10 protein-coding genes are annotated in these 12,507 nt (G+C 73.9%); 5 read left to right on the top strand and 5 right to left on the bottom strand.

What is annotated here, in order from left to right; translation table 11 throughout:
- The first annotated feature begins 253 nt into the window (after positions 1 to 253).
- The 5 genes from NMN56_RS14105 to NMN56_RS14085 all read left to right on the top strand — a co-directional run bounded on the left by NMN56_RS14105 (position 254) and on the right by NMN56_RS14085 (position 4,829).
- Positions 254 to 1,345, top strand: a complete 1,092-nt coding sequence (locus NMN56_RS14105; RefSeq protein ID WP_274044635.1) for an amidohydrolase family protein — start codon at positions 254 to 256, stop codon at positions 1,343 to 1,345.
- 174 nt (positions 1,346 to 1,519) lie between these two features.
- Entirely contained in the window at positions 1,520 to 1,915 is a 396-nt protein-coding gene (locus tag NMN56_RS14100) for a YciI family protein (RefSeq protein WP_347178596.1), read from the top strand.
- Between the two features lie 238 nt (positions 1,916 to 2,153).
- On the top strand, positions 2,154 to 3,620 hold the full coding sequence (locus NMN56_RS14095) for a carboxyl transferase domain-containing protein (protein WP_274044633.1): 1,467 nt from the start codon (positions 2,154 to 2,156) through the stop codon (positions 3,618 to 3,620).
- 37 nt (positions 3,621 to 3,657) lie between these two features.
- Entirely contained in the window at positions 3,658 to 4,386 is a 729-nt protein-coding gene (locus NMN56_RS14090) for a DsbA family oxidoreductase (RefSeq protein WP_274044632.1), read from the top strand.
- Between the two features lie 44 nt (positions 4,387 to 4,430).
- Positions 4,431 to 4,829 (top strand): DnaJ family domain-containing protein, encoded by a 399-nt coding sequence (locus NMN56_RS14085; RefSeq protein WP_274044630.1) that lies wholly within the window; start codon positions 4,431 to 4,433, stop codon positions 4,827 to 4,829.
- Between the two features lie 149 nt (positions 4,830 to 4,978).
- Here the strand turns inward: NMN56_RS14085 and NMN56_RS14080 are convergent, their stop codons facing one another.
- The 5 genes from NMN56_RS14080 to NMN56_RS14060 all read right to left on the bottom strand — a co-directional run bounded on the left by NMN56_RS14080 (position 4,979) and on the right by NMN56_RS14060 (position 12,468).
- Positions 4,979 to 6,292, bottom strand: a complete 1,314-nt coding sequence (locus NMN56_RS14080) for an alpha/beta fold hydrolase (RefSeq protein ID WP_274044629.1) — start codon at positions 6,290 to 6,292, stop codon at positions 4,979 to 4,981.
- A gap of 360 nt (positions 6,293 to 6,652) precedes the next feature.
- Complete coding sequence (cobC, locus tag NMN56_RS14075) at positions 6,653 to 8,254, bottom strand: Rv2231c family histidinol phosphate aminotransferase CobC (protein WP_274044628.1); 1,602 nt, start codon at positions 8,252 to 8,254, stop codon at positions 6,653 to 6,655.
- Entirely contained in the window at positions 8,251 to 9,729 is a 1,479-nt protein-coding gene (locus tag NMN56_RS14070; RefSeq protein ID WP_274044627.1) for a cobyrinic acid a,c-diamide synthase CobB, read from the bottom strand. The genes cobC and NMN56_RS14070 overlap by 4 nt, the downstream gene beginning before the upstream one ends.
- Before the next feature lie 7 nt (positions 9,730 to 9,736).
- A complete protein-coding gene (cobO, locus tag NMN56_RS14065) occupies positions 9,737 to 10,345 on the bottom strand; it encodes a cob(I)yrinic acid a,c-diamide adenosyltransferase (protein ID WP_274044626.1) in 609 nt (202 codons plus the stop codon).
- Complete coding sequence (locus NMN56_RS14060; protein WP_274044625.1) at positions 10,345 to 12,468, bottom strand: putative cobaltochelatase; 2,124 nt, start codon at positions 12,466 to 12,468, stop codon at positions 10,345 to 10,347. The genes cobO and NMN56_RS14060 overlap by 1 nt, the downstream gene beginning before the upstream one ends.
- Positions 12,469 to 12,507: the final 39 nt, after the last annotated feature.

The raw sequence follows: 12,507 nt of genomic DNA, 5'->3' as shown, positions 1-12,507 counted from the left end.
CCACGACACTACGCTGCGTTCACCGTTTCGTGTTTTCGCGTGTTCATGCTTATCCCGGGTTCACGTTCTCGCGGTCTTCCGTTCATTGCCCCGGACCTTCCGTGAACCGGTACATGTTCGTGTTCCGTATGCGTTTCCGTACTCTGCGCGAACCCGAGCGATCCTCCTTTGCCGCCCTCCTGCCCCCTCCTGCCGGCGGGCCCCGCCGGGCGCTCTGGACGGCACGCGGAGGGCGGCTCGTACAGTGCGGTTCATGAGTGAGCGCGCGGATCTGCACATCAAGGGGCGGGTGCTGGTGGGGCCCGAGGACATCAGGGACGAACTGTGGGTCGTGGACGGGCGGATCACCTATGAACGCCCCGGTGGGCAGGGGGATCCGCCGACCCTGGAGGGCTGGGTCCTGCCCGGCCTCGTGGACGCGCACTGCCACGTCGGGCTCGACGCGCACGGCCCTGTCGACGACTCCACCAGCGAGAAGCAGGCGCTCACCGACCGGGAGGCGGGCGCGCTCCTGCTCCGCGACGCGGGCTCGCCCTCCGACACCCGCTGGATCGACGAGCGCGAGGACCTGCCCCGCATCATCCGTGCGGGCCGGCACATCGCCCGTACGCGCCGTTACATCCGCAACTACGCGCACGAGATCGAACCCGGCGACCTCGCCGCCTACGTACGCGCTGAGGCCCGGCGCGGGGACGGCTGGGTCAAGCTCGTCGGGGACTGGATCGACAGGGAAGAGGGCGACCTGACGGCCTGCTGGCCGCGCTGGGCGATCGAGGAAGCCATTGCGGCGGCACACGAGGAGGGCGCCCGTGTCACCGCGCACTGCTTCGCCGAGGACTCCCTGTACGACCTGGTCGAGGCGGGCATCGACTGCATCGAGCACGCCACGGGCCTGACCGAGGACACCATCCCGCTCTTCGCCGAACGCGGTGTCGCCATCGTCCCCACGCTCGTCAACATCGCCACCTTCCCCGCGCTCGCCGACGGCGGAGAGGCCAAGTTCCCCCGCTGGTCGGCGCACATGCGCTCCCTGCACGCACGGCGGTACGACACGGTGCGCGCCGCATGGGACGCCGGCATCCCCGTCTTCACCGGCACCGACGCGGGCGGTTCGCTCGCGCACGGCCTCGTGGGCCAGGAGGTCGGCGAGCTGGTCAAGGCCGGCATACCGGTACTGGACGCGCTCTCCGCCGGCACCTGGGCGGCCCGCGACTGGCTGGGACGCGCGGGGCTGGCCGAGGGCGCCCCGGCCGACCTCGTCGTCTACGCGGCCGACCCGCGCGCGGACGTCCGCGTCCTCACGGCTCCGCGCCACGTGGTGCTGCGGGGGCGCGTGATGCGGTAGGCAGCGGGTGTCGAGTCGGCGTAGAGCGGACGTAGAGCGGGCCTCTTCCGGACGCCGGGCGGCGCATTCTCGCGGAGGATGTCGAGAAACGGCCTCCGGCTCCGACGTCTCGGGCAGGAGGCGCCCAGCCCGGGTGCCACCCGGCACACGACCGAGGAGATCCCCGTGAAGTACATGTTGATGATCATGGGCGACCAGGCCACCTACGACGCCATGAGCGGCAAGTCGGCGGATTCACCCTGGACCGAGGAGCTGATGCGGGGGATGTTCGCGCACATGGGCGCCCTCAACAGCGAACTGGCCGAGAAGGGCGAACTGGTCGACGCACAGGGCCTCACGGCGCCCTCCGAGGCCAAGTTCGTCACCGCGGAGGACGGCAAGCCCCTCGTCTCGGACGGCCTCTACGGAGAGTCCACGGAGGTGCTGGCCGGGTACTGGGTCGTCGACGTCGCCGACGAGGCCCGCGCCATCGAGATCGCAGCCCGTGTCCACTCCTGCCCCGTACCTGAGGGCTTCGTCGACCCGCCCGTCGTCGTGCGGCCCATCCCGGACGGCGGCGCCGAGATGTGAGCGCGCACCGGTAACGGGCGGAGAGACCACCGAGTACCTGCTGCGCCGCCTGGCGCCGCAGGCCCCCGGCGCGCTCACGCTCGTCCGCGGATGCGGGCACCTCGACGCCGCCCGGCGGGAGCCGCGCGCCCGCCGAGGACGACACCCTCACCCTGAACCTGCCCGAACGCCGCTACCTGCCGGCACGCGCGGACCGGCCGGGCTGACACGGGCCCACCGCGTACCGCAGCCTGGACCCATGAGCCCCAGCCAGCACACGGACGAGCCCGTCCGCTCAGCGCGCACGGTACTCGCGCGGGTGGCGCGCGACTTCAGCGAGTTCCCCTGTCCCGTACCCGAGGGGGAAGGGCCGTACGGAGGACCGCTCGGCTGGGAGGGCTACGACGAGGCCAGGACGCGGGCACAGGTACGTACGGGCGAGAGCGAGTCCGTCGTGTGGGGCACGGGCTGGGTCGGCGCGTCCGAAGTGGTGCTGCTCGCCTTCGAGTTCGGCTACCTCGGCGGCTCGCTCGGCGAACGTACGGGCGACCGCATCGAGGCGGCGTACACCAGGGCGCGCGAGCTGAGGTTGCCCGTCGTCTCGCTCGTCGCCACCGGCGGCAGCAGGATGCAGGAGGGCATGCGGGCGCTCACCCAGCTCCAGCGCGTCACCCGGCAGACCGCGCTGACCCGGCGTGCGGGACTGCCCCAGCTCGCCGTCGTCCGCGATCCGACGACGGGCGGCGGCTGGGCCACCCTCGCGGCCGGCGCCGATGTCGTGCTCGGACTGCCCGGCGCGCAGGCCGGGTTCGCGGGATCCCGCGTACGGCCGTCCGACGCCGGCCTCGACCCCGACGCCTACACGGCGGAGGGCCAGCACGCCGCGGGCCACATCGACCAGATCGTGCCGGAGCACGCGCTCGGCTCCACCCTGGCGCACTGGCTCGGGCTGCTCGTCGGCGGTGGCCCGGCGCCCGAGCCCGCGCCCGTCCCCTACGCGCTGCACGTCGCGGGCAGCGCGCACGGGACCCGGCCGCCGGAAACCGGTACGGAGGCGGTACGGCGTGCCCGCTCGGACCGCAGGCCAGGCGCCGCCGCCTACCTGGACGCCTACTTCGAGCTGCGCGAACAGATCAGGGGCGACCGCTGCGGCGGTGTGGACGCGGGCGTCCAGTGCGGCTTCGGGTTGCGTGACGGGCGCACGATCGCCTACGCAGCGCAGTGCGGCACCCCGACCCTGCCCGCCGGCTACCGCACGGCCGCGCGGCTCGTCCGCCTGGCCGGGCGCCTCGGCATCCCGGTCCTCACGCTCATCGACACCCCCGGAGCAGCCAACGGGCCCGAGGCCGAGCGCGCGGGCGCGGGGCCCGCCATCGCTGACGCCTTCACCGCTCTCGCCGAGGCGCCCGTTCCCGTCACCTCGCTGCTCATCGGAGAGGGCGGCTCGGGCGGTGCCCTCGCGCTCGCCGCCCCCGGCAGGCTGTGGGTCACACCCGACAGCTACTTCTCCGTCATCGCGCCCGAGGCCGCAGCCGCCATCCTCAAGCGGGCGGCCGACCGTGTCCCTGAGACGGCGGAGGAGCTGCGGCTGCGCCCCCAGGACGCGGTCGAACTGGGCGTCGCACGCGGAATGGCGCCCGCGGAGGGCGACGTGGGCGGTGCCGGTGACCCCGGCACCGCCGAGGGCGGGACGGGCGGCACGGAGCGGCAGGTGGGGGGTGCGTGAGGGGAATAGGCCGCGTGTACGGGCCGTTGCTCCCGGTATGCGCGTAGAGATCTGGTCCGACATCGCCTGCCCGTGGTGCTACATCGGCAAGGCACGCTTCGAGAAGGGCCTCGCGTCCTTCGCACACCGCGACGAGGTGGAGGTGGTGCACCGTTCCTTCGAGCTGGACCCGTCGGCGGGAGAGCCCAGCGGCAAGCCCGTCGTCCAGCTCCTCGCGGACAAGTACGGCCTCGCGCCCGAGCAGGCCGAGGCAGCTGAGGCACGCGTCGCGGACGCCGCCAGGAGCGAGGGCCTGGGGTACGAGTCCGGCCGCCTGATGAACGGCTCCACCTTCGACCTGCACCGGCTGCTGCACCACGCCAAGAAGCGCGGCCCCGAGGCGCACGCCGCGCTGCTGGACGCCTTCTACCGCGCCAACTTCGCCGAGCTGCTACCCCTCGGCGACCCCGAGACCGTGGTGACCGTCGCCAGGCTGGCGGGGCTGGACGAGGCCGAGACCAGCGCCGTCCTCGCCGACAAGGACGCCTACGCCGACGACGTACGGGCCGACGAGCGCGAGGCGGCCGAACTCGGCGCCACGGGCGTGCCGTTCTTCGTCATAGACCGCCGCTTCGGCGTCTCGGGAGGCCAGCCGGCCGAGGTCTTCACCCAGGCACTGGAGCAGGCGCACACGGCGAGTGGCGGCCTCGTCCAGGTCGCGGGGCAGGACGCCGATGCGCCCGTCTGCGAGGACGGGACCTGCGACGTGCCGGCGGAGCGCCCCTGAGAAACTGGGGGACGTGCCCCCGGCGAGCTGAGAGGAAACGCGTCATGACGGAACGCAAGCCCCCCGGCGTCAGCTTCGAGACATGGGCGGACCGGCAGATCCGCGAGGCCGAGGAACGCGGCGACTTCGCGAACCTCCCCGGCGCGGGGAAACCGCTCCCCGCGCTCGACAAGCCCTACACCGAGCAGTGGTGGATCGAGCGCAAGATGCGCGACGAGAACCTCACCTACCTGCCGCCTTCGCTCGCCCTGCGCAAGGAGGCCGAGGAGGCCAGGGAGGAGGCGGCGGCGGCCAGGTCGGAGCGGCAGGTACGGGAGATCCTCGGCGAGATCAACAGGAAGATCGCCGAGGCGATCCGGCACCCTCCGGAAGGGCCGCCGCACCGCCTCGTACCGTTCGACATCGAGACCGCCGTCAACGAGTGGCGGGCAGCGCGCAAGTGAGCCGCCGCCGGCCGCACCCTGTGCGGCCGGCCGCCTCAGGCCCGCCCCGGCGCCCCGCGCCCTGCCTCACACCTGCCAGGCACCCTGCCTCACGCCCGCCGGGCGCCCCGCGCCTCACAACTGCCAGGCGCCCGGCGCCGCGCTCCGGTTCAGACCTCGCCGTGTGCCATGCCGATGAGCCGTTCCAGCACCTTGCCCCGGCTGACGCGCAGTGCGTCGTGTTCCCACTCGTTGGTCACCCACGTCCGGACGTGCGGCACGGCGTCGGCCGTGGCCAGCGAGTGGTCGCGGTCGACGTACATGTCGCCGTGGTAGACCGCCGCGTACACCGGTACCTCGTTCGCGGCGAGCCGTGCCGTGTCGTACAGGTCGGGCCAGTCGCCGCGGTCGGCCAGCAGGTGTGCCGCCTCGCTCAGCGGCGCCAGCGCGGGGTCCTGCTCGAACATCCACGGGTAGATCATCTCGCCCGTGAAGTGCACGGGTTCGCCCTTCTCCAGCGCGCCCGCCGCGTCGAACCCGGGGAATTCGCCGCGTACCCGCTGCGCCGCCCACCTGGTGCCCCCGGGGTCGACCGAGCGCTGCGCGTAGATCGGCTCGTGCAGCGCGGCGAACAGCGGTGCCCCGCCGGCCGAGACCAGGGAGCGCGTGGTCTCCAGGAACACGTCGGACAGCTCGGGGCCCGAGACACCCCGGATCCACGCGTTCTCCAGCAGGTAGTGCAGCGTGTCCGAACCGCTGCCCTGGCCCAGCAGCATGCCCACGTACTGGAAGCGCTCCACGCTCAACGGGCTGCCGTCAGGCAGCCGCACATCGTGCTCCACCAGATGCGCTGCGATGTCGCGTACGGCATCGACGTCCTGCGGGTAACGGGCGTAGTGCGCACGGTTCTTGGCCGCGACCCGGGGATAGGCGGCGCGGTAGACGTCCTCCACGCTCGTCCGCAGCCCCGGCAGCCCGCCCGTCACGAACGACTCCCGGATGCTCTCCGGCGCGTACGACAGATAGGCGAGCGTGCAGAAACCGCCGTAGCTCTGGCCCAGCGTCGACCAGCGTGTGCCCTCACCGAGCAGCCGCCTGCGGACGAGTTCGGCGTCCCGCACGATCGCGTCGGACCGGAAGTGCGCGAGGTACTGCGCCTGGTGCTGCGCCGAACCGCGCAGCGCGAGCGACTGCCGGTTGACGGGCGTCGACCTGCCGGTGCCGCGCTGGTCCAGCAGCAGCACGCGGTAGTGCTGAAGCGCGGCACCGAGCCACGCGTCCTGCCCGAGCGGCCGGGGCGAGGGGTTGCCGGGACCGCCCTGGAGGAACAGCAGCCAGGGCAGCTCCTCGTGCTCACGCCCGGCCGCCACCACCTCGCGCGCGTACACCTCGATCTGCTCGCCTTCGGGCAGCTCGTGGTCCAGCGGTACGGGAAAGACGTGGTCGGTCAGTACGGTGCCGGGGTGCCGCAGGGTGACGGACACGGAAACCTCCTCGGGTGGCGGGCGGGACACGTCAGGACAGGAACGGACGGGTTCTGACGGGGTCGGCTGTGTGTTTGGGCGGAAACGGAACGGGTTCTGACGGGGTCGGCTGTGTGATGGGGCGGAGGAGAACGGGTTCTGACGGGGTGCGCAGGCCGGACGGGCCGGGTCTGCCGGAACCCATCCGATCATGCGTCCGTGCGGCACGAACCGCCACGCCCCCCGCCGCCCCCGGCCGGCGCGCGTGATGTCTACGAGCCGTCAGCCGCAGCCGTCAGCCTCCGTGTCGAGCGTCAGCCGTCAGCCTCAGCCTCCGTGTCGAGCGTCAGCCGTCGGGTATCAGCCGCCGGGCGCCGGGCGTCAGGTCGGGTGCGAGAGCGCCGTGTCCAGTGCCGTGAGGAAGCGGTCCGTTGTCGCGCGGTCCCGCACGGCCATACGGAACCAGTCCTCGCCCAGCCCGGGGAAGGTGTCCCCGCGCCGCACGGCGAAGCCGAGGCCGCGCAGCCTCTCGCGCACGGCACGCGCCTCCGGGTGCCGTACGAGCAGGAACGGCGCCTCGGGGTACGGCGTCGCCGTACGCAAGCCTTCGTGCCCGTGCCCGAACTCCGCCAGCCTGCCGCTCAGATACGCCCTGTCGGCCGCGAACTCCCGTGCGGCGGCCTCCGCTTCAGCGAGCGCGCCCGGCGTGCTGCACGCCTCGGCGGCCGTCAGTGCCGGGGCCGACACCGGCCACAGCGGCTGGTGCCGTGCCAGTGCCCGCACGGTACCGGGGTCGGCCAGCACGTAGCCGATCCGCAGTCCCGCGAGGCCCCACGTCTTCGTCAGGCTGCGCAGTACCACCGTCCGCCCCGGCAGCAGCCCCAGGGAGGGCACCAGGGACTCGCGTTCGCCCGGAACGGCGTCGATGAACGCCTCGTCCACCACCAGCGTGCGCCCCTCCCGCGCGAGCCCGGCCAGTGCGGCGGCCGGGTGCAGCACGGACGTGGGGTTGGTCGGGTTGCCGACCACGACCAGATCGGCGGCCTCGGGCACGGCGCCCGGCGTCAGCGCGAAGTCCTCGTCCGCGCGCAGCAGCACCCGTTCCACCGCGTGCCCCGCGTCCAGCAACGCCGCCTCCGGCTCCGTGAACTGCGGGTGCACCACCGCCGCACAGCGTGCCTCGATACCGCGTGCGACCAGCACGAACGCCTCGGCGGCACCCGCCGTCAGCAGTACCGAATCCACCGGTACCCCGTGCCGCGCCGCGACGGCACGCCGCGCTGCCCCGGCGTCGGGGTAGGCGGCCAGCCCTTCCAGCGACTCCGCCAGCCGCGACCTGAGCCACGCCGGGGGAGTGCCCGTACGGACGTTCACCGCGAGGTCCGTCAACCCCGCGCCCGCGCCCCGCACTTCGGCGTCGCCGTGATGCCGCAGATCGGGCTCCCGCCCGGCCTGTTCCGCACGCCGCCCGTCCGGGCCCGCGTGCTGCGCGTCCCGTATCCCGTACCGCTCGTACGGGCCCGCGTGCTGCGCGCGCCGTGCCCCGTCCCGCCGGTCCTGTCCGTTCCGCCCCGCGCCCGGGGTGCCCAGCGCCACGGCGGCCGTTGCCCGCGCGGGTGCCCCGTCGGCAGGCGCTGACCGGGTCTTCGGCACCAGCAGCGTGCCCCCGCTCGCCAGCAGCGCCGCCGCCTCGGCGACGGAGGGCGTGCCCATGGCGGCGCGCGAGAAGTCCGAGGGATGCGGCACCCGTATCCGGGCCAGCTCCGCGGACCCGTACGCGCGCAGCGGTACCCCGAGCTTCTCCGCGACGGCCACCAGCGCGGGCTCACCGGCACGCGCCTCCACCGTCGCCAGCGCGGCCACCCGGGCCTCGGCCGACGGGCCCACCGCTTCGAGCACCGCGCGCACCAGGTCCAGCACCTCGTCCGCTCCCACGCCCTCGCAGGCGCCCACGCCCACGGTCAGCGGCTGCTCAGCGCTCATGAGGCGCGCTCCCACCCGGCGCACCGTTCGGCGAACCGCGGCGCCATGCCGGGCGCGGCGGCCCAGTGCACATGCAGGTACGAGGCGTGCACGTCACCCTGCACGAACCCCTCCAGACGCCGTTCGGGGCTTACCAGCCCCCACGCGGGTGCGGGGCCGGCGCCCGGCTCCAGCGACGTGCGGTGGAACTCGTGCCCCCGTACCCGCGTGCCCGCCACGGCCAGCGCGCTGTCGCCCACGGCGACGGCCTCCCGGTACCCGAGGGTCAGCCGCTCGCCCATCAGCGCCGAAGCGTCCAGCACCCCGCACATCGGCCTGCCGTCCAACTCCCTTGCCAGGTACAGCAGTCCGGCACACTCCGCCGCCACCGGGCCGCCGAACCCGGCGATCTCCTTGCGCAACGGCTCGTTCTCCGCCAGCTCCGGCGCGTACACCTCGGGGAAGCCGCCGCCGATGACGAGGCCCGCCGTGTTCTCCGGCAGCGCCTCGTCCCTGAGGGGGTCGAACACGGCTACCTCGGCACCGGCGGCGCGCAGCAGTTCCGCGTGCTCCGCGTACGAGAACGTGAAGGCCGCGCCTCCCGCGACAGCGATGCGCGGTGCGCCGGTTCGCGCGGTGCCGCCCTTCGCACCCGGCCGGAGACCGGGGCCGCCAGGGCCGGAGCCGCCAGGACTGCGGCCGGAGCCGCCAGGACCGGAGCCGGAGCCGGAGGATGGAAGGTACGGGGCGGCGGCGCCCACCTCCGTCAGCGGGTCCCAGGCGGGGTCGGCAAGGGGTGGCGCGCTCCTGGCGACGGCCAGCAACGCGTCGAGGTCACAGCCCGCGCGCACCTGCTCGGCGAGCGCGCGCACCGAGGCGACGGCCTCGTCCGTGCGTTCGGCGACGGGAATCAGCCCGAGATGGCGCGAGGGCGTCCGCACGACCCGCGTCCTGTGCAGCACGCCGAGCACCGGTACGCCCGACGCGTCCAGCGCATCGCGCAACAGCTCCTCGTGGCGCGCGGAACCCACCTTGTTGAGCACCACGCCGGCGACCCGTACCTCGGGGTCCCACGAGGCGAACCCGTGCACGAGCGCGGCGACGGACCTGGACTGCGACGAGGCGTCGACCACGAGGACGACAGGGGCGCGCAGCAGCTTCGCGACATGCGCCGTCGACGCCAGTTCGCCCTGCCCCGCTGCCCCGTCGTAGAGCCCCATCACGCCTTCCACGACGGCGAGTCCGGCACCGGCGGCGCCGTGCGCGAACAGCGGTGCGATCCGCTCGGGGCCGCACAGGTACGCGTCGAGGTTCCGCCCCGGCCGTCCGGTGGCGAGGGCGTGGTAGCCGGGGTCGATGTAGTCGGGGCCGACCTTGTGCGGCGAGACGGCGAGGCCGCGCGCGGCGAAGGCGGCCATCAGCCCGGTGGCGACCGTCGTCTTGCCGCTGCCGGAGGAGGGCGCCGCGACGACGAGGCGCGGCACGGACGTGCTCATGCGCCGCTCACCACTCGATGCCCCGCTGGCCCTTCTGGCCCGCGTCCATGGGGTGCTTGACCTTGGACATGTCGGTGACCAGATCGGCGGCCTCGACGAGCTGCGCGGGCGCGTTCCGCCCGGTGATGACGACGTGCTGGTTGCCCGGCCGCTCCCGCAGCACGGAGACGACCTCGTCCGGGTCGACCCAGCCCCAGTGCATCGGATACGCGAACTCGTCCAGCACGAGCAGCCTGTACGTCTCGGCCGCCAGGTCCCGCTTGACCTGCTCCCAGCCCTCGCGGGCCGCCTCCTCGCTGCTCTGCTCGCCGTCCTGGACGTTCCGCTTGATCCAGGACCAGCCCTCGCCCATCTTGTGCCAGGCGACGGTGCCGCCCTCGCCGGAGTCGCCGAGCACCCGCAGCGCCCGCTCCTCGCCGACCTTCCACTTGGCGGACTTCACGAACTGGAACACCCCGATCGGCCAGCCCTGGTTCCAGGCGCGCAGCGCCAGCCCGAAGGCCGCGGTCGACTTGCCCTTGCCGATGCCGGTGTGCACGGCCACCAGCGGCCTGTTGCGGCGCTGCCGTGTCGTGAGTCCGTCGGTGGGAACGACGCTCGGCTGTCCCTGTGGCATCAGGCGGCCTTTCGTGAGTGCGTGGCGCTGCGGACTAGATCGGTGACGGCGTCGGCACGCAGCTCGTCCAGCGTGACCGCCGTGCCGCCCAGTTCGGCGGCGAGCCGCCCCGCGAGGCCGAGCCGTACGGGCCCCGTCTCGCAGTCGACGACGACGGAGGCGGTGCCGTCGCCCGCCAGCAACCGCGCGGCGTGGTGCGCGCGTACGACCGGCTCGGGGCCCCCGGTGGCGCGGCCGTCGGTGACGGTGACGAGCAGCGGGCGGCGCGCGGGGTCGCGCAACCGCTCGATGCGCAGCACCTCGCGCGCCTGCACCAGCCCGGCGGCCAGCGGGGTGCGGCCCCCCGTCGGCAGCGACTCCAGGCGGGTGGCGGCGGTGTCGACCGAGGAGGTGGGCGGCAGCGCCACCTGCGCCTCGCCCTGCCTGAAGGTGACCATGCCGACCTTGTCCCGCCGCTGGTAGGCGTCCAGCAGCAGGGAGAGCACGGCGCCCTTGACGGCGCTCATCCGCTGCCGTGCCGCCATCGAACCCGACGCGTCGACGGCGAAGAGTACGAGGTTGCCCTCGCGGCCCTCCCGCACGGCCTCCCGCAGATCGTCCCTGCGCACGAGCAGCCCGGCGCCCCGCCGCCCGCGCGCGTGCTGGTGCGGCGCCGCGGCCTGCATGGTCGCTGACAGGTGCAGCTTGCCGAGCGAGCCCTGTGGCCGCCGGGCTGCCGTCGTACGGCCGTGTGCCGTGCGCGCCCGCGAGCGGCGCCCCTCAGCGCCGCCCTCGCCGAGCCCGGGAACGGTGAGGGTGCGTGTCTTGAACGGCTCGGCAGCCGACGCCGCGCCTTTCTCCCGCGCCTGCGCTCCGGGCCGGGGCTCACCGGGCTCGCCCGAGGCGTCCGTTTCCCCGGGCGCCTGGCCCGCCGGGCCCTCCTCGGGCTGTGACTGCTCGGGCCGCGGCTGCTGCTCCGGCTGGGACTGCTCGGGCACGGAAGGCTGTTCGGGCTGCGGTTGCTCTCCGGCGCCGCCGTCGTCGCCGCGCTGCGGGGGAGGGGTCCCGCCGCCGGGGCCCTCGGGCGGGTCGGGGTCCGGGTCGTCGTCCTCAGCGGACCCGGTGGTCTCCCCGCTGTTCTCCTCCAGCGTCTCGTCCAGCTTGTCCTCGTCCAGCCCCGGCGAGTCGAACGGGTTGCGCCTGCGCCGGTGCGGAAGGGCCAGCAGGGCGGCCTGCCGTACGTCCTCGGGCAGCACATCGGTGCGCCCGGCCCAGGCGGCCAGCGCCGTCGCCGTACGCGCCATCACGATGTCGGCCCGCATGCCGTCGACCTCGAACGCCGCGCAGGTCGCGGCGATCTGACGGAGCGCCGTTTCCCCCAGCACCACCTCGGGCAGCAGCGCCCGCGCCGTGGCGATACGGTCCCGCAGCGCGCCCTCGTCCTCGGCCCAGCGCCCCGCGAAGCCCTCCGGGTCGTCGTCGTACGCCAGGCGCCGCCTGACGACCTCCACGCGCTCGTCCGTCTCGCGGGAGGCGGACACCTCGACGGTCAGCCCGAAGCGGTCGAGCAACTGCGGGCGCAGCTCGCCCTCTTCGGGGTTCATCGTCCCGACCAGCAGGAAGCGTGCCGCGTGCCGCACGGAGACGCCTTCGCGCTCCACGTAGCTGGCGCCCATGGCGGCGGCGTCGAGCATGAAGTCGACGAGGTGGTCGTTGAGGAGGTTGACCTCGTCGACGTAGAGCACACCACGGTGCGCGTCGGCCAGCAGCCCCGGCTCGAACGCCTTCACGCCCTCGGACAGGGCGCGTTCGATGTCGAGCGCGCCGACGAGCCGGTCCTCGGAGGCGCCCACCGGCAGCTCGACCATCCGCGCAGCGCGTGCCTCACCGGAGGCGCCGGGCTCGTGCGGCCCGTCCGGGCACCCGGGATCGGGCGCGGCCGGATCGCACGAGAAGCGGCAGCCCGGCACGACCCGCACCTGCGGCATGAGCGCGGCCACGGCTCTGACAGCCGTGCTCTTCGCCGTCCCCTTCTCGCCGCGCACGAGGACGCCGCCGATGGCCGGGTTCACCGCGTTGAGCAGCAACCCGAGCTGGAGGTCCTGCATGCCCACGATGGCGGTGAAGGGATAGGGAGTGCTCACGCGTCGTCCTTTCGTGCGGTGCTGGCGGTGCGTGCGGCG

The organism is Streptomyces iconiensis (genome assembly GCF_028657195.3).
Taxonomy (GTDB): Bacteria; Actinomycetota; Actinomycetes; order Streptomycetales; family Streptomycetaceae; genus Streptomyces; species Streptomyces iconiensis.
Note: the sequence above shows the minus strand (reverse complement) of the source record. Positions and strands in the feature narration are given on the sequence as shown.

Bases quoted from the DNA above. Each gene is read 5' to 3' on its own strand.
- NMN56_RS14105 (WP_274044635.1), top strand. From the start codon at position 254: ATGAGTGAGCGCGCGGATCTGCACATCAAGGGGCGGGTGCTGGTGGGG.
- NMN56_RS14100 (WP_347178596.1), top strand. From the start codon at position 1,520: ATGTTGATGATCATGGGCGACCAGGCCACCTACGACGCCATGAGCGGC.
- NMN56_RS14095 (WP_274044633.1), top strand. From the start codon at position 2,154: ATGAGCCCCAGCCAGCACACGGACGAGCCCGTCCGCTCAGCGCGCACG.
- NMN56_RS14090 (WP_274044632.1), top strand. From the start codon at position 3,658: ATGCGCGTAGAGATCTGGTCCGACATCGCCTGCCCGTGGTGCTACATC.
- NMN56_RS14085 (WP_274044630.1), top strand. From the start codon at position 4,431: ATGACGGAACGCAAGCCCCCCGGCGTCAGCTTCGAGACATGGGCGGAC.
- cobC (WP_274044628.1), bottom strand. From the start codon at position 8,254: ATGAGCGCTGAGCAGCCGCTGACCGTGGGCGTGGGCGCCTGCGAGGGC.
- NMN56_RS14070 (WP_274044627.1), bottom strand. From the start codon at position 9,729: ATGAGCACGTCCGTGCCGCGCCTCGTCGTCGCGGCGCCCTCCTCCGGC.
- cobO (WP_274044626.1), bottom strand. From the start codon at position 10,345: ATGCCACAGGGACAGCCGAGCGTCGTTCCCACCGACGGACTCACGACA.